This window comes from Streptomyces sp. NPDC051105, from assembly GCF_040682795.1.
Lineage (GTDB): Bacteria > Actinomycetota > Actinomycetes > Streptomycetales > Streptomycetaceae > Streptomyces.
Genome location: NZ_JBFBBR010000007.1, coordinates 163,274 through 178,961, shown reverse-complemented (window position 1 = coordinate 178,961; position 15,688 = coordinate 163,274). Strand labels below are relative to the sequence as shown.

Here is a 15,688-nt window from a genome sequence, read left to right as displayed (position 1 = left end):
TGCGCCATCAGGGCTCGGCGACGGTCTCTCCCCGAGATCGTCGGCGAGCCTCTGAGTGGGCCTTCAGGCGGCCGCGCGGCGGCGGGCGTCTTCCCGACACCCCATGGAAACCGATCGGTTTCTTTTTCATTCGATTCGAGTTAACCTCCTGGTATGACCCCCAAAGTGAAGCCAAGCCCCCGGGAGCGGCTACTGGAGGCAGCGGCCACGCTCACCTACCGCGACGGCGTCGGCATCGGCGTCGAGGCGCTGTGCAAGGCGGCGGGGGTGTCCAAGCGCTCCATGTACCAGCTGTTCGAGAGCAAGGATGAACTGCTGGCGGCGAGCTTGGAGGCGCGTGCCGCCGCCTTCGCGGCCGGTCTCCTGCCGGCGGCGGATGATGGCCGTTCCCCCCGCGAGCGGATCCTGTACGTCTTCGAGCGGGTGGAACTGCAGGCGGGTGCGGCCGAGTTCCGGGGCTGCCGGTACCTGGCTGTGCAGATCGAGCTCAAGGATCGGTCCCACCCCGCGAGCCGGGTGGCCCACCGGATCAAGGCAAACCTGACGGCCTTTTTCCGTTCCGAGGCCGAACAGGGTGGCGCGAGCGATCCCGACCTGCTGGCCCGGCAGCTCATCCTGGTGTTCGACGGTGCCAGCGCCCGCGCCGGAATCCAGGCCGACAGCCTGACGGGGCTCGTCGCACCCACCGTGGTCACCCTGCTCGATGCGGCAGACATGCGCTGACGCGCCCGGGGTTCGAGCAGGCTCGGCGACCGAAGCTCTCTTTGGGGGCGCTGCCGGTCGCCGGCGGCCGGCAGCGCCCACGGCCTCGCGCCCTGCCTCCTGGTGATCGGAGGAAAGCCCGATGTCCGAAAGCGTGTTGCCGAGCATGCCGCAGGCAAAGAAGGTTTTGGTAGCTGACGAGACCATCCGGGGCCGACAGGACAGCGGTGGCCGGGCCGACGAGTCCGAGGTGGGCATGTGCGGCGGGGGGTGACGTCAGCGTGCGATCCGGGATTCATCGGTTCGTCCATGAGCCGCCAACCTGGCCGTTCTGGCCCTCTTTGCGAAGTATGGGGGTTGGCGTAAAGGTGACTTGACGCCTGGTGGACAGGGCAAACTGCTGACCTCGGCACTTGACGGCACCACGCTGTCCTCCCATGAGAGACATGAACGACAGGTGGCGCCGCGGGGTCCACCCTCCCCGGCCTCGGCACACGGCGGCGGCCGTTGCCCTCGTGGCCCTCGTGGCCGGTCTGACCGCCGCCCCCGGCGCCGCTCAGGACCTCGGCCCGCACACCGGGCGAACGGAAGCCGCGCAGGCCGGAGCGGCCAGGTCGCCGATCATCTCCCGGCATCGGCTCACCCTGATCACCGGCGACCGCGTCACGCTGGAGACGGACACGTCGGGCAAGCAGAGTGTGTCGGTCGAGCCCGCCAAGGGCCGCGAACGCGTCGCGTTCATCAAGCGCCAGGCCGGTCGCGACTGGACGGTCATACCCGCCGACACGCTCCCGCTGCTCGCGACGGGCCGCCTCGACAAGGCGCTGTTCAACGTCTCCGCCCTGGTCCGGGGAAAGGACGCGGAGCGGTCGAGCCTGCCGCTGATCGTCGAGTACGCCGGGGACGCGGGCACCGCCCGGCGACAGCTGACCGCCGCCGGTGCCGACACCGTCCGCCCCATCGGCGGGACCCCCTTCGCGACCCTCGGCGAACATCGCGCGGACGCCGCCGGGTTCTGGAAGGGCATCGCCCCCGGCCGCGCGGACGCCACCTCCTTCGGAGCGGGTGTGCGCCGGATCTGGCTGGACGGCCACTCCAGGATCCAGCTCGACAGCACGGTGCCGCGCATCGGCGCCCCGCACGCCTGGCAGAAGGGCTACACCGGCACCGGCGTCAAGGTCGCGGTGCTCGACACCGGTTACGACCCCAACCACCCGGACCTCAAGGGCCTCGTCACCGAGTCCGCGAACTTCACCACCGAGCCGAACACCGACGACCTGAACGGCCACGGCACCCACGTGACCTCCACGGTGGCCGGTTCCGGCGCGGCCTCCGACGGCAAGTACAAGGGTGTGGCACCCGGTGTGCGGATCCTGTCCGGCAAGGTGTGCACCGCGGACGGCACCTGCGACAACTCCGACATCATCGAGGGCCTGGCCTGGGCCGCCCAGCACGGCGCCAAGGTGATCAACCTGAGCCTGGGCGACACGGACACACCGGAGACCGACGCCCTCGAGGCCATGGTCGACACCGTGACCCGTGACTACGGCACGCTGGTCGTTGCCGCGGCCGGCAACAGCGGTCCCGACAAGGTCTCCTCGCCCGCCTCCGACGACCGGGCGCTGGCCGTCGGCGCGGCCGAGGACGACGACGACCTCGCCGTCTTCAGCTCGGTCGGCCCGCGGGTGGGCGACTCCGGCCTCAAGCCGGACATCATCGCCCCCGGCGTCAACGTCGTCGCCGCAAGGGCGGGCGGCACTACCGCCGACGACGGCTACGTCGCGATGAGCGGCACGTCCATGGCCACGCCCCATGTGACCGGAGCCGCCGCCATCCTGTTCCAGCAGCACCCCGACTGGACGGCGGAGCAGGTCAAGCGCCAGCTGATGCAGTCGGCGACCGGCGCCAAGGAGCACGGCGCCTACTTCCAGGGCGCCGGACGCGTCGACGTCGCCCGGGCGGTCGACCAGGACGTCACCGCGGACACCACCGCACTGGACTTCGGGCTGATCCGCTGGACGGACGGCAAGCGGCCTCCCGTGACCAAGACCATCACCTACCGCAACCCGGGCGCCGCGCCGGTCACCCTTCAGCTGACGGACAACCCGAGCAGCGGGAAGAAGGACGTGCCCGCTCCCGCCGGGGTGTTCCGGCTCAGCGCCGACTCGGTCACCGTGCCCGCGCACGGAACCGCGGCCGTCACCCTCACCGCGACCCCGGAGGCCACCACGACGTACGCCGCCTACAGCGGTGTGGTGACCGCGAGCACCGCGGACGACCAGGTGTCGGTGCGCGTCCCGTTCGGCATGGACGTCGAGCAGCCGTCCTACGACCTGCGCATCGATATGAAGAGCCGCACCGGCGCCGCCCCCGACAACGCCTACCTGCTGGTCAACTCGGCCGACGGCAAGGCGTACGAGGTCGAGGCGCTCGGCAGGAGCAGCACGGTGGTGCGACTGCCGAAGGACACCTACTCGGTGAGCGGCTTCTACTTCGACGCCTCCTTCACCGAGGGCACCATCGTCGGTGTGCCGAAGGTCGTGATGAGCGCCGACCGGCAGGTGACCATCGACGCCCGGAAGGCGAAGCCCGTCACGGTGTCGGCACCGAGCCGCTCCGCGCGCATCATGTCGGCCGAGATCGGCACGATCAGCATGGCCGACCAGCTCCTCTCGGTCACCATGTACAACGCGATCGGCACGGACCACATCGACGGCGTGTACGCGGTGCCGACGGCCCAGTACCAGGACTCGAAGTTCACCTACCTCGTCACCAGCGTCTGGGGCGACCCGGCCGGCGCGGACGGGAACCCCGCCTCGGTCTACTACCTCACGCGACCCGTGCACGGCGCCATCCCTGCGGATCCCGCCTACAATCCTCGCAGGTCGGAGCTGGCCAGGGTGAACACCACGTTCGCCGCCACCACGCCCGGCACCACGGCCACGCGCATCGTGTGGACGTACGTCGGCAACGTCCGCTTCAGCGGCCGGGCGATGGAGGGGATTCCGGTCCCGGCCCGGCGCGTCGACTACTTCTCGGCGGCCGACGGCCTGCGCTGGCAGACGGCCTTCGACCAGAACAGCTTCCTCGATCCGGACGCGCACGGGCAGAGCTACCTCAGCGACCTGCACGGCTACCAGGCCGGCTCCCAGGTCGAGGAGCGCTGGAACGGCGGGATCCAGGCCGTGGGCCTCTCGTCCCAGATGGCCGCCTTCCGTGAGGGCGACACGATGTACCGGCCGTTCCAGTCGGCCGCGAACGGCAACCTCGACCTGGTGGCCGACACCACGTCCGGCCTGCCCGAGGTGAAGCTGTGGCGCAACGGCGAGCTGGTCTCCCAGGACTGGAGCATGAGCGACGTCCCGGCCGACGCCACCCCCGCCGACTACCGTCTGACGGTCGAGCACAACCGTGACCTGGCCCCCAGCTCCGTCTCCACGAGTGTGCGGGCGGAATGGCGGTTCCGGTCGGGGACCACGGCGACCCGGCAGGCGCTGCCGCTGTACGCGGTCCGCATGTCGCCGAAGCTGGACGAGTGGAACCAGGCCGAGGCCGGGCGCGAGCTCGACATCCCGGTCCTGATCCAGCGGACGGCCGGCGCCCCGGCGTCGCCCATCCGCGTCTTCACCACCGAGGTCTCCTTCGACGAGGGGAAGACCTGGCAGTCGGTGCGGGTCAAGGGCTCCGGCATGGAGCGCACCGTGACGGTGGAGCACCCGCGCCGCGCCGCGGGCGGCTCGGTCAGCCTGCGTGTCCACGTCGAGGACGCGGCGGGCAACTCCTTCAAGGAGACCGTCATCAAGGGCTACCTGCTCAAGTAGCCGCCTTCGCGGAGTAGCCACGTCCGCTGCGTAGCTACTTCCGCGGAGTAGCCACATCCTCCGGTAGCTACTTCCGCGGAGTGGTCACGTCCTTTGGTAGCTACTTCCGCGGAGTGGTCACGTCCTCGCGCGGCTGCTTCCGCGAGCTGCGCCCTCGCGCGGCTGCCTCCGTGAGCAGCGCTGTCCGGCCGCGGCGGCCGGACGAACGGGGACAGGGCCCGCCGGACACGTCCGGCGGGCCCTGTTCGTGTGCGGTGCGGCGTGCGCCGTGTTCAGAGCCAGTCGCGGCGGGCCGCGTGCCAGCCAAGCTGCATACGGGTGGCGACGCCCGCCAGGCTCATCAGGCCCTGGATGCGCCGCTGCACGGTGCGCTTGCTGACCCGCAGCTGTCCGGCTATCGCCTCGTCCGTCATGCCGGCGACCATCAGGGAGAGCAGGTGCCGGTCCTCCCCGACCGGCGAGGCGGCATCCGCGGTGCCGGCGCCGCCGATCTGGCCCTCCTCGGTCACCCGGAGCGGGGCACCGATCTCCCAGTGGTGTTCGAACAGGGCGATGAGCGCGTCCAGCAGGCTGCTTTCCCGGATCACCGCGGCCCGCAGTTCCCGCGGGTTGCGGGACGTGCCCGAGGCGGCCAGCGGCAGGATGGCCACCGAGCGGTCGGCGATCGCCATCCGCAGCGGCAGCAGAGGCACCGCCCGGGCGACCTCTCCGGCGCACACGCCCTTGACGACGTAGTCCACCGAGTCGGGGTCGTCGAAGTACGCCTGCTCGTACAGGGCCCGGTAGAGCACACCCCGGTCCAGCGCGTCGAACTCCTCCTGATTGCTCTCCGGGGACATGGCCACGTACTGGGCCTTCACGAACCACATCATCTCGCGGTCTGCGCCGTGCTGGAGCTGGCGCAGATGCTGGCGCAGTGCGGCGGCACCGGTGATGATCTCGACGACCTCGCCCGTGCTCCGGGCCCAGGTGCTGCGACGGTGTGTCTCCGCCAGTTCGTAGACGGCGGCCCGGGTCTGTTCCAGGGCGTCGAAGTGGCGTTGGAGCCGGGGCATGAGGGCCACCTGCGGCGGCACGGCCGTGAACCATTCGGGACTGTCCTCGACCGACGACGCCAGCCCCTTGTGCTCCAGCGCGCGCAGCAGCAGCCGCGCGGTCGCGACGTCCAGCGCCGAGCGGCCGGAGATGTCCTGGGCGGACGCCGTCCCGGTGGCGACCAGAAGGCGGTACACCTCGCTCTCGTCGGCCGTCAGGCCCACCGTCTCCAGCATGTCGCCACCTCTCTCACCATCCGGGCCGCCTCCGCCCTCGTTCCCGTGGGTGAACGCGGTCGGTCCGGCGGATGATTCCACCAGCCCCCGCGACCAGGCACGGCGACGGTTCACCGGCGATCCGGTTCACCGTGACCGAGCGGTGCCGTCAGCACATCCGGTGGACCCCGGGCGGGGCCGCTCGAGTGTCACAGACCGTGGGCCACGGGGTGGCGAGGTTCGTAAAGCGGCAGTTCGGCGCCACTGGGCAGACGCACCGCCGTCAGCCTGCCCCAGCGCTGTTCGCTGACCGGGCGGGTGATCTCGACGCCCCGCGCGCGCAGTTCCCCGAGCTGGGCGTCGAGGTCGTCGCACATCAGAGAGAACTCGTGCTGGGGGGCGCCCTCGGTGGGGTGTACGGCGATCTCCGCCGGGGGCAGCTTGAAGATCAGCCACCCGCCGCCCGCGTCGACACCGGGGAAGGCGAGGACGTCGCGGATGAAGGCGCGGTCGGCCTCCGCGTCCTGGCTGTAGAGGATGACGTGGGCGCCGTTGATCATGCCGGACCTTCGTTTCGCTGAGGTGGGCCGTTCGGTCTACGGGGTCGTCACCGGGCCCGACTGGTCCCAGCCGGGCACGAGGTCGTCCCGGCGGACATCTTCCCCGTGGACCCGCCGGCCGCGGGTCTCGCACACCGTGCGGGTGACGATTTCGTGATTCCGGTGCCGGATCCGGCCGGGCGGTGCGTGCGTCGGGACGATCCGCACAGGCAGGTCCGGCTGTCGTTCCGCGGCTGAGCGGCGCGGCTGGGGGAGGCCCGGGGCGATGTGCCCCGTGCTAGCGTGGGGCGTTTGCTGTGTCGCTGTGTCGGTGCCCGGTTCGCGGTCCCTGGCCGGTGGCCGCGTCCCCGCCGCGCCTTCCTCGGTACGGTCCCTTCGGAGGAAGGCTTTCTGTGAGCGAATCAGCACGTGCCGATGGACGGCAGCAGGACGAGGTGTCCGAGGCGTCGGGCGTCACCGCGGCTCTGCCCCCTGCGACGTCCTTCGCGGAGCTGGGGCTGCCGCCCGAGATCCTCCGGGCGCTCGACGAGCACGGTGTGACGGTGCCCTTCCCCATCCAGGCCGCGGCACTGCCGAACGCGCTCGCGGGACGGGACGTTCTGGGCCGGGGCCGCACCGGATCCGGCAAGACGCTCGCCTTCGGCCTGGGGCTGCTCGCCCGGACGGCCGGGCGGCGCGCGCAGCCCAAGGAGCCGCTGGCGCTCGTCCTGGTGCCCACCAGGGAGCTGGCGCAGCAGGTCGGTGAGGTGCTCACCCCGTACGCCCAGGCGCTGCGGCTGCGGCTCGCGACCGTGGTGGGCGGAGTGTCCATCGGACGGCAGGCCGCCGTGCTGCGGGACGGCGCCGAGATCGTCGTCGCCACGCCCGGCCGACTGCACGACCTCATCGACCGCAAGGCATGCCGACTGGGACGGGTGCGCATCACGGTCCTGGACGAGGCCGACCAGATGTGTGACATGGGGTTCCTGCCGCAGGTCACCGAAGCCCTGGACCAGGTGCGCCCCGACGGGCAGCGGATGCTGTTCTCCGCCACCCTCGACCGCGACGTCGACCAGCTGGTGCGGGACTACCTGCGCGACCCCGCCGTCCACTCCGTGGACCCCTCGTCCAGCGCGGTCTCCGCGATTGAGCACCACGTCTTCGTGGTGCACGGCCCGGACCGGTACGCCGTGACCACCGAGATCGCCGCCCGGGACGGCCGCGTCCTGCTGTTCCTGGACACCAAACACGGCGTCGACCAGCTCACGCGGCATCTGCGGGCCAGCGGCGTGGCCGCCGCCGCCCTGCACAGCGGGAAGTCCCAGCCGCAGCGCACCCGGACCCTGGCCCAGTTCAAGAACGGGCAGGTCACTGCCCTGGTGGCGACGAACGTCGCCGCACGTGGCCTGCACGTCGACGACCTCGACCTCGTGGTCAACGTCGACCCGGCCACCGACCCGAAGGACTATCTGCACCGCGCGGGCCGCACGGCCCGGGCCGGCCGCTCCGGCACCGTCGTGACACTCGCCCTGTCGGGACAGCGCCGCGAGACGAGCCAGGTCATGGCGGACGCCGGCGTCGCCCCCAAGGTCGCCAAAGTGCGGTCCGGTGAGGCGGAACTGAGCCGGATCACCGGCGCCAAGGCCCCTTCCGGAAAGCCTCTCGACGGGGGGCCGGCCGTGCCGCGCCCCAAGAACCACAACGCCCCGTTCCGTGGGCTGGGCAGCACCAAGGACGCGAAGAGCGGCTCCGGTGGCAGGCCGTCCCGCAAGAGCAGCGAGGCCCGCAAGCTCGCGGAGGCCCGCGAGGCGGCGCGGGTGCGGCGCGGCGGCTGAGCCCGGCTTCCCGGACTGCCGGGCGGTGTCTCCGGCGGCGACTCACGGAGTCTGAGCGGCCTCCGCCTGACCGTTGACGGGCAACGGTGTCGAGGAGCGCGTGGACATGCCGGTGAGATCGGTGCGGCTGGTCTCGCCGAGCAGGGCGAGGCACACCACCGTCCCCAGGCAGAACGCGGCGATGATCGCGGAGACGAGGAGCATCGCCCCGGCACCGGCGTCGGCCCGCACCTCGGTGAAGATCAGTGGTGCGAAGCCCGCTCCCAGGCCCGCGATCTGGTAGCCGAGGGAGGCGCCGGTGTAGCGGCTCCGGGTGGAGAACAGTTCCGTGTACAGCGCCGCGAGCGGGCCGTACATCATCGGATGCACCAGCGACTGCCCGACCACGAGAGCCAGGACGAGCAGCGCCGTGCTGCCCGTGTCGACCAGGGGGAACAGGGCGAAGGAGTAGGCGCCCACCGCGAGTGCGCCCGCCATGACCACCGGACGCCGTCCCACCCGGTCGGACAGCGCCGACCAGCCGACGATGCCGAACATCGCCAGCGCGGAGGACACCGCCAGGCTGTTGAGCACCGTCTGCCGTGCGAAGCCGCCCTGGACCGCGTACGAGATGATGTACGTCGTCACCGTGCCCTGGAAGACAAACGCGGACAGGCCGACACCGATGCTCAGCAGCAGCACCCGGGGGTGGTGACGGAGCACGTCCCACAGGGGGAGGGACCGGCGCGGCGTCGACTCCTGCTTCTTCTCCTTCGCCTTCGCCTTCTCCTCCGCTTCGGCGAACACCGGTGTCTCGGTGACGCGCAACCGGACGAACAGGCCGACGGCCAGCAGGAGCAGGCTCAGCAGGAAGGGAATGCGCCAGCCCCAGGAGAGGAAGGCCTGCTCGCCGACGGTGCCCGACGTCGCGGACAGGACGACCGTGGAGAGCGCCATGCCGCACGGAGCCCCGGCGTTGGTGAAACTCGCCCACAGCCCTCGCCGTCCGGTGGCGTGTTCGGCCGAGAGAAGTACGGCCCCACCCCACTCACCGCCCACCGCCACTCCTTGGACGATCCGCAGGAGCAGCAGCAGGACCGGGGCCAGCGTGCCGGCCTGGCCGTACGTGGGCAGGACGCCGATGAGGAAGCTGGCGATGCCCATGAGGGACATCGTCACCACGAGCATCCGCTTGCGGCCGAGCCGGTCCCCGAAGTGCCCGAAGACGATCCCGCCCAGCGGCCGGGCCAGGTAGCCGGTGGCGAAGGTGGTGAAGCTGGCGAGGGTGCCGGCCACGGGGCTGAGGTCGGAGAAGAACACGTCGGCGAAGACCACGGCCGACGCGGTGGAGTACAGCAGGAAGTCGTAGTACTCGATGACGCTCCCCAGGAAGCTGGAGGTCACCGCCCGGCGCAACTGCGAGGGATCCTGCGTTGCTCGGTGTGGAGAAGCGGCCTGCATGTCGTGAGCTCCCTTGCTCTCGCTGAGGTGCGTCAGCCTGAAACGGGGGTGCGACCTCGGTGGTGGATGACGGGGACGCCCGTCCGGCACGGGGCCCTCGCGGAAAGTGGCGACGAGATACGCCCGGTGGATCCCGGTCGGTGGATGTCGGGGCCGCGGCCGACCCGGCCGGCCCGGCTGGTCGTCGGCCGGGTCCGGCCGCCTCCCGGGTACGGCCCCCGGTGTCCGGTGGCCGATCCCTCGAAGTGGGGCAGATCTTTGTCCTGCGTCAGGATTGTGACCAACATTGTTCGCCTCGTCTACCCTCTCGCCGTGACATTCGAAGAAGAGGGCGAACGGATCGCGGCCACTTCCGCCCGCCCGCAATCGTTGATGTTCAGCTTCCTGGGCATGTACGTGCTGGACCGGGACGTCGCCGTGTACTCCGGGAGCGTCATCGACGTCTTCGCCCGCCTGGGAGTGTCGGAGGAGGCGGTGCGCTCCACCCTGTCCCGCATGGCCAGGCGTGACCTTCTGACGCGGCATCGCAGGGGACGCAAGGCCTATTTCGGTCTCACCGGGCACGCCGTCCAGGTACTGCGGGACGGCGCCGACGGATCCGGGACACCGGCGCGGTCAACCGGGACTGGGACGGCACCTGGACCCTGTCCGTCGACGCGGGTGTCAACTCGGGCTCCTACACGCCGGTCGTGGACCGCACCTTCGACCTCGCGGACATCGCCGAGGCCCACCGCTACATGGCGGCCAACGGCCATGTCGGCAAGATCGTCGTCACCGTCGCCCACGACGACGCGACGACGCGACGACGCGACGGCGTGACGGCGTGACGGCGTGACGGCGTGACGGCGTGACCCGGACTGTCCCTCAGGGCGCCCGAACCGACCTGTCCGCCACCGGGCGGGCAGTCTCGTCGGCCCTCGGACGGGTGGTCGGCGAACCAGTCGCGCGGCACGCGTGCGACTCCGTCCCGGAGGTTTAGTACATGACCGTTCCCGCCGTCACGGCAGCGCAGTCGGCGGCGTTCACCCTGCTGCTCCACGACGTGCGCCGGGTGGCGGGCGTCGATCTCGCCGTGGGCGCTCTCACGGCCGCCGGCGCCGACCACTTCGTCATCGACCGGCTCCTGGGGGTGACCACCGATGGCCTGCGCGACCTGCGCGTCTCCGTCGGCGCGGGGCTGGGCGGCAAGGCGATGCTCCTGGCGAGACCGGTGCAGGTCCAGGACTACTGCAGCGCGAGCGGGATCACCCACGACTACGACGCCGCCGTACGCCGGGAACGGATCCGCGCATCCTTCGCCGTACCGATCCGGGTGCCCCGGGGCCCGCGAGGCGTGCTCTGGGGCGCTCTGCGCCATGAGTGCGCCTTCGGCGACCGGGTCATCGGCGACGTCATGACGGTCGTACATGCCCTGGAGCGGGACCTGGCCGAGGAGTTGGCCCTGAGCCGCAGACTGGAGAACCTGCGGGCGGCGGCCGGGGGACGGTCGCAGACGGCGGCCGTGCGGCCGGGGACGCGATGGCGAGCGTGGCCGAGCGTCGTCGGCTCGTCGGCATCTGCTCGGAACTCGTGCACATCGCGTCCTCGATTCCGGAGGGACCCCAGCGGCAGCAACTCGACTCCCTCGTCCGGCGTTTGATAGGCGAGGCCATGGACGGCGTACCGGCCGATCCGTCCGCGGCCGCGGCGCCGGCCGGTCGCCGGCGTGCACTCTCAAGCCCAGTTGCGGCACCGCCGGCCAACTGCCCCGGGTCGGCGCCATGATCGCCTCCTACCCCGCGGTCGACCCTCGACCTCCGTGGGCGACAGCGCGTTCGGCGAGGAGTCCGGCGACTGGTACATCGGCGGCGATCCCGCCCGGTACCCGGAGCGCTACCAGGCCGTCGACTCCGCGCATCAGATCAGCAAGGACGCCCCGCCGACCTGATCCTCCAGGGCTCCCGGGACCACCTCGTCTTCGCCGACCACACCGAGGCCTTCGCCGACAGACTGACGGCGGCGGGCGTCATCCACAGCTACGTGGAACTCCCCTTCATGGACCATGCCTACGACAGTGTCTCCGCCGACATCGGCACCAAGGCCACCCGGGCACTGACGCTGCCGTGGCTCCAGGAGTACGTCGGAGGCTGACGACCTCCTGCTCTCCTGGGCCATGGATCCGGTGGTGTCGGGCGCGGAGGGTCGCGGTAGGCGGCCGCGGCGGCAGGGGTGTCCCCGGCGAGTCCCTGAGTCGGGTCGGTGGCGGTCATGGCCCGAGTCTTGTGGGCGGTGCCCGGCTCCCACCAGTCCCTCGATCGGGCGACGGCGACGGGAGCTGGGGCCGGTGCTCCGGACGGGCTCACCCCGCGGCTGCGGCCTCCTGGGCGATCCCCTCGAACCGGGCTTTCATGGCCTCGGCCAGCGCCTGGGCGGCGGAGAGGGGGCGCACCATCACCGTGAGGTCGTCGATCTTCCCCTGTTCGTCGACGTGCAGCAAGTCGCAGCCCTGGAGCTTACTGCCGGCCACCGTCGCCGTGAAGACGAGGACGTGGTCACGGCCGTCGGGGCTCGCTATCTCCCGTACGTAGGTGAAGTCCTCGAAGACCTGGGAGACCGCGCGCAGGATCGCCGCGGTGATCGGCTTGCCCGCGTACGGCTTGAAGGCGACCGGGCTGGTGAAGGCGACGTCGTCGGCCAGCAGGGCGGCCACGGCGTCCATGTCGTTGCTCTCGATGGCCTTGCGGAAGGGATGCATGGGTCCCACCTCACCTAGTCAAAAAATTGAGTAGGTGCATGCTAGCGTGCACCCATGGCTCTGCGGAACGCGCTGATGGCCGCCCTTCTGGAGGGCGAGGCCTCCGGGTACGACCTCGCGAAGGGATTCGACGCGACGGTCGCCAACTTCTGGACGGCCACACCCCAGCAGCTCTACCGCGAACTGGACCGCATGGAGGCCGAGGAACTGGTCACCGCGCGCGTCGTCGAGCAGGAGCGCCGGCCCAACAAGCGGCTGTTCTCACTGACGGAGGCGGGCCGCGAGGCGGTGCGCGCGTACACCGCCGAGCCCCCGGCCCGGCCCGCGGTGGTCCGGGACGAACTGCTGGTCAAGGTGCAGTGCGCGGACGCCGGTGACATCGAGGCGGTCCGCACCGCCGTCGTCGAGCGGATGGACTGGGCCACGGCCAAACTGGCCCGCTACGAGCGGATCCGCCGGCGCCTGCTCGCCGGGCGCTCGGAGGAGGCGTACTTCGCGGAGGCGGAGCGCATCGGCCCGTACCTCACGCTGCTGCGCGGGATGTCCTTCGAGCGGGAGAACCTGCGCTGGGGCGAACTAGTGCTGCGCAGACTTGAGGAGCGCGCGGCCGTTCATCGACAACAAGTTGAGTAGGGACACGGACGGGGGCGCCCGACTCGTCGGGCGCCCCGGGCCGGGCTCGGATCAGCAGGTGGCGACCCCCGGCAGCCATGCCGGACCCTTGATGTAGATGTTCGTCATCCACGCGCCGTTGGTCAGCTTGGACCAGGCGTCGTTGGTGTAGCCCTCGGCCGTGACCGTCTGGGCGTGCGCCTGGCAGACCACGTTGACCGTCGTGGGCTGCGGGAAGTAGTCGACGACCCCGGCGTTCACATTCGGCTCGCTGTGCGTGCGCACTCCCGTGCCCCAGGTCTGGAACGCCGTGCTGCCCCCGCCCGGCGGCGGCGGGGTGTCGCCGCCGCAGTCCGGGATGCCGGGCAGCTCGGCCGGGCCCTTGATGTAGATGTTGGTCAGCCAGGAGCCGTCGGCCAGCTTGGACCAGATGTCGTTGGTGTAGCCCTCGACGGTCACCGTCTCCGCGTGCTCCTGGCACTGGACCGAGACCTGGGTGGGCCCGGCGAAGGTGTCCACGACGGAGGCGTGCACACTCGGCGTGGAGTGCGTGCGCACCCCCGTCCCCCAGGTCTCGAACGTCGTACCGCCGTTGGCCGGCGGCGGCACCGGCGTGCCCGACGGGTTGATGCGGATCGCGCCCGCGTAGTCGCCGCCCGTGCGCACCGGGGCGACCCGGATGTGGGTGCCCGACTCGTACGCCTCGACCATCTGCCCGGCGCCCAGGTACATGGCGACGTGATGGATGTGCCCGCTGCCCCAGAACATCAGGTCGCCGGGGACCAGGGGATCGGTGCCCTGGGAGGCCGAGAAACGGGCCGACGCCTGCGGGCTGTGGTACTGGTCGTCGGCCGTGCCGTTGAGCAGGTCCCGCCCGGTCGCCCGGTAGTACGCGTACCGCATCAGGCCCGAACAGTCGAAGCCCTTGCGTTCGTTGTCGTGCAGGCTGTCGGGGTCGGAGCCGTCGTAGTAGCCGTACGTGGCACCGGGGGTGGCGCCGTGGCCGCCGCCCCAGCTGTACCAGACACCGATCTGCGAGCAGGCCGCGCCGACCGCGGCCTCCGCGGTGGCCGAGGCGCCGGAGGCCAGCACCCCGCAGGTGGCGTCCTGGGCGGCGCGCGGGGCGGCCGCGTGCGCGGTGGCGGGGAGGAAGGCGATCAGCGCGATCGCCGCCGCGGCGGCGATCGCCCGGCCCGGCGTGGTGCGTTCGGAGAGTCTCAAGGTGCACATCCTTGGTCGAGGTGGAGCCGTGTACGGAGGTGTACGGGGGTCCGGTGACGTGCCGGGTGCCGCGTCCCACCCCCGTCGGAACGCGGCACCCGGTGCTCAACCGGCCAGCGCGGCGCGCATCTTGGCCAGCGCCCGCATCCGGTTGCGCTGGACGGTGCCGCGATGGGCGCCGAGCCGTTCCCCGGCCGTGTCGTGGGTGAGGCCCTCCAGATCGACGAGGATCACCGCGGCCGCCTCCTTCGGCGAGAGCACGCTCAGCAGTGCGAGGGCGGTGGCCGAGGCCTCGTACGAGCCGAGCCCGCCGTCCCAGCCGGCCTCGGGCAGCCGGTCCGTGGTGCGCTCACGGCGGGAGGGGTGCAGCCAGGAGTCGCGCAACAGGTTCAGCGCGACCGTGCAGGTGTAGGCGTACGGATGCTGCTGGTGCGTCAGGTTCCGGGCGTGGGCCCGCCGGGACAGCCGCAAATACGTCTCCTGCAGCAGGTCGTCGGCGTCGTGCGGATTGCCGGTCAGGGCCAGTAGTCGTCTGCGCAGTCTGGGCATGTCGGCGGTGAAGGAGGCGTCGAAGTCCCCCGGACTCATGGGCGGTTGGGCCGCCTCGCCCGGTCCCCGCACGGTCTCGCGCCGGCTCGGCACGGCTTCGCGCGGGTGCGGTACGGCTGCGCGCGGGTCCTGCGCACATCTGCCGCCGTGGCTTTCCATGGTCGTCCCCCGATGGTCGTTCGCGGTCTTGGCGGTCTTGGTGGTCTTGCTGGTCTTGGCGGTCTTCCGGTCTTCGTGGTGTTCTTGGCCTTCGCGGTCTTCCTGGTCTTCGTGGTGTTCGTGTTCCGGGCGAGGAGAGGGTCGCGGCCCGCTGGTCAGACGGCCCGGACGGAGGCGGCGGCGGGCCCGTAGCGGGCGGCCGGCGCACCGCTCAGCAGGGCCCAGTACCGGTCGCCGTAGGACCAGTGCCACCACTCCGTGGGGTAGTTGACGAACCCGGCCGTGCTCAGGGCCTGCGCCATCAGCGCTCGGTTGGCGCGCGCCTCGGCGCCGATGTCCGGTGCCTCGGTACGGCAGGCGCCCGCGCTCTCCTCCGGGGTGGCGTTGACCTTCGTGCCCAGCGGCAGCTCGGTGCCGTCGGCCGTGCACAGGGTCAGGTCCACCGCCCCGCCGCTGACATGGGGCGCCACCTCCGGCGGGGAGATGTAGGCGCTGGCCAGCTCGCGGATCCGGTCCGGCGGGGCGTCGGGGTGGGCCGCGCGCAGCGTAGCCGCGTACTGCTCGAAGTAGCGGCGCTGCAGATCGGGCGGCCGGTACCCCTCCACCACCAGGAACCTGATCCCGGCGGGCAGCAGCGACTGCGCGTCGAGGAGCCGGCTGAGTGCCCCGGAGCGCAGGTGCGCGTAGCTGCCGTCGGTGTCGGCCTGGCGGGGGTCGATCAGCAGGCCGGGAGTCCCGCGCAGATCGACCAGCGGTTCACCGCACTCCTGCTCGGTGACCGCCGCGACCCGGGAGTCGGAGAGGGTGATGATGTCCGTCACGCAGA

14 protein-coding genes and 1 pseudogene are annotated in these 15,688 nt (G+C 71.4%); 8 read left to right on the top strand and 7 right to left on the bottom strand.

The window, feature by feature from the left end; genetic code table 11:
• Nucleotides 1–153: 153 nt before the first annotated feature.
• Together AB0N16_RS19445 and AB0N16_RS19440 are read left to right on the top strand one after the other, a co-directional pair.
• Entirely contained in the window at nucleotides 154–723 is a 570-nt protein-coding gene (locus tag AB0N16_RS19445) for a TetR/AcrR family transcriptional regulator (protein ID WP_365798206.1), read from the top strand.
• Between the two features lie 425 nt (nucleotides 724–1,148).
• Entirely contained in the window at nucleotides 1,149–4,523 is a 3,375-nt protein-coding gene (locus AB0N16_RS19440) for a S8 family serine peptidase (protein ID WP_365798205.1), read from the top strand.
• A gap of 272 nt (nucleotides 4,524–4,795) precedes the next feature.
• On the opposite strand, the gene AB0N16_RS19435 is transcribed toward AB0N16_RS19440, so the two are convergent.
• A complete protein-coding gene (locus AB0N16_RS19435; protein WP_365798203.1) occupies nucleotides 4,796–5,794 on the bottom strand; it encodes a helix-turn-helix domain-containing protein in 999 nt (332 codons plus the stop codon).
• Between the two features lie 188 nt (nucleotides 5,795–5,982).
• Nucleotides 5,983–6,333, bottom strand: coding sequence for an extradiol dioxygenase (locus AB0N16_RS19430; protein WP_365798201.1), 351 nt, complete (start codon nucleotides 6,331–6,333; stop codon nucleotides 5,983–5,985).
• 434 nt (nucleotides 6,334–6,767) lie between these two features.
• Here AB0N16_RS19430 and AB0N16_RS19425 point away from each other — a divergent pair, with 434 nt between their 5' ends.
• Nucleotides 6,768–8,147, top strand: coding sequence for a DEAD/DEAH box helicase (locus AB0N16_RS19425; RefSeq protein ID WP_365798564.1), 1,380 nt, complete (start codon nucleotides 6,768–6,770; stop codon nucleotides 8,145–8,147).
• A 42-nt stretch (nucleotides 8,148–8,189) separates the two neighbouring features.
• Here the strand turns inward: AB0N16_RS19425 and AB0N16_RS19420 are convergent, their stop codons facing one another.
• A complete protein-coding gene (locus AB0N16_RS19420; protein WP_365798199.1) occupies nucleotides 8,190–9,587 on the bottom strand; it encodes an MFS transporter in 1,398 nt (465 codons plus the stop codon).
• Nucleotides 9,588–9,959: 372 nt separating this feature from the next.
• Here AB0N16_RS19420 and AB0N16_RS19415 point away from each other — a divergent pair.
• The 4 genes and pseudogenes from AB0N16_RS19415 to AB0N16_RS19400 all read left to right on the top strand — a co-directional run.
• Nucleotides 9,960–10,234 (top strand): annotated as a pseudogene (locus AB0N16_RS19415) (PaaX family transcriptional regulator); the annotation flags it as partial.
• Nucleotides 10,232–10,414, top strand: a complete 183-nt coding sequence (locus AB0N16_RS19410) for a zinc-binding dehydrogenase (protein WP_365798562.1) — start codon at nucleotides 10,232–10,234, stop codon at nucleotides 10,412–10,414. The pseudogene AB0N16_RS19415 and the gene AB0N16_RS19410, both read left to right, overlap by 3 nt.
• A gap of 155 nt (nucleotides 10,415–10,569) precedes the next feature.
• Nucleotides 10,570–11,226 carry a GAF domain-containing protein gene (locus AB0N16_RS19405; RefSeq protein WP_365798197.1) on the top strand — a complete coding sequence of 219 codons (657 nt, stop codon included), beginning with the start codon at nucleotides 10,570–10,572 and terminating at the stop codon, nucleotides 11,224–11,226.
• Nucleotides 11,227–11,385: 159 nt separating this feature from the next.
• On the top strand, nucleotides 11,386–11,514 hold the full coding sequence (locus AB0N16_RS19400) for a hypothetical protein (protein ID WP_365798195.1): 129 nt from the start codon (nucleotides 11,386–11,388) through the stop codon (nucleotides 11,512–11,514).
• 411 nt (nucleotides 11,515–11,925) lie between these two features.
• On the opposite strand, the gene AB0N16_RS19395 is transcribed toward AB0N16_RS19400, so the two are convergent.
• Complete coding sequence (locus AB0N16_RS19395) at nucleotides 11,926–12,321, bottom strand: nuclear transport factor 2 family protein (protein ID WP_365798193.1); 396 nt, start codon at nucleotides 12,319–12,321, stop codon at nucleotides 11,926–11,928.
• A gap of 54 nt (nucleotides 12,322–12,375) precedes the next feature.
• Between AB0N16_RS19395 and AB0N16_RS19390 the strand changes: the two genes are divergently transcribed.
• On the top strand, nucleotides 12,376–12,954 hold the full coding sequence (locus AB0N16_RS19390) for a PadR family transcriptional regulator (protein WP_365798191.1): 579 nt from the start codon (nucleotides 12,376–12,378) through the stop codon (nucleotides 12,952–12,954).
• Between the two features lie 51 nt (nucleotides 12,955–13,005).
• Here AB0N16_RS19390 and AB0N16_RS19385 read toward each other — a convergent pair whose 3' ends face one another.
• The 3 genes from AB0N16_RS19385 to AB0N16_RS19375 form a co-directional block, all read right to left on the bottom strand.
• Nucleotides 13,006–14,163 (bottom strand): NlpC/P60 family protein, encoded by a 1,158-nt coding sequence (locus tag AB0N16_RS19385; protein WP_365798189.1) that lies wholly within the window; start codon nucleotides 14,161–14,163, stop codon nucleotides 13,006–13,008.
• A 96-nt stretch (nucleotides 14,164–14,259) separates the two neighbouring features.
• Nucleotides 14,260–14,742, bottom strand: a complete 483-nt coding sequence (locus AB0N16_RS19380) for an RNA polymerase sigma factor (RefSeq protein WP_365798560.1) — start codon at nucleotides 14,740–14,742, stop codon at nucleotides 14,260–14,262.
• A 275-nt stretch (nucleotides 14,743–15,017) separates the two neighbouring features.
• Entirely contained in the window at nucleotides 15,018–15,683 is a 666-nt protein-coding gene (locus AB0N16_RS19375; protein WP_365798187.1) for a M15 family metallopeptidase, read from the bottom strand.
• Between the last annotated feature and the right edge of the window lie 5 nt (nucleotides 15,684–15,688).

Coding starts and splice junctions, on each gene's coding strand:
- AB0N16_RS19445 (WP_365798206.1), top strand. CDS start 154: ATGACCCCCAAAGTGAAGCCAAGCCCCCGGGAGCGGCTACTGGAGGCA.
- AB0N16_RS19440 (WP_365798205.1), top strand. CDS start 1,149: ATGAACGACAGGTGGCGCCGCGGGGTCCACCCTCCCCGGCCTCGGCAC.
- AB0N16_RS19435 (WP_365798203.1), bottom strand. CDS start 5,794: ATGCTGGAGACGGTGGGCCTGACGGCCGACGAGAGCGAGGTGTACCGC.
- AB0N16_RS19430 (WP_365798201.1), bottom strand. CDS start 6,333: ATGATCAACGGCGCCCACGTCATCCTCTACAGCCAGGACGCGGAGGCC.
- AB0N16_RS19420 (WP_365798199.1), bottom strand. CDS start 9,587: ATGCAGGCCGCTTCTCCACACCGAGCAACGCAGGATCCCTCGCAGTTG.
- AB0N16_RS19405 (WP_365798197.1), top strand. CDS start 10,570: ATGACCGTTCCCGCCGTCACGGCAGCGCAGTCGGCGGCGTTCACCCTG.
- AB0N16_RS19395 (WP_365798193.1), bottom strand. CDS start 12,321: ATGCATCCCTTCCGCAAGGCCATCGAGAGCAACGACATGGACGCCGTG.
- AB0N16_RS19390 (WP_365798191.1), top strand. CDS start 12,376: ATGGCTCTGCGGAACGCGCTGATGGCCGCCCTTCTGGAGGGCGAGGCC.
- AB0N16_RS19385 (WP_365798189.1), bottom strand. CDS start 14,163: ATGTGCACCTTGAGACTCTCCGAACGCACCACGCCGGGCCGGGCGATC.
- AB0N16_RS19380 (WP_365798560.1), bottom strand. CDS start 14,742: ATGAGTCCGGGGGACTTCGACGCCTCCTTCACCGCCGACATGCCCAGA.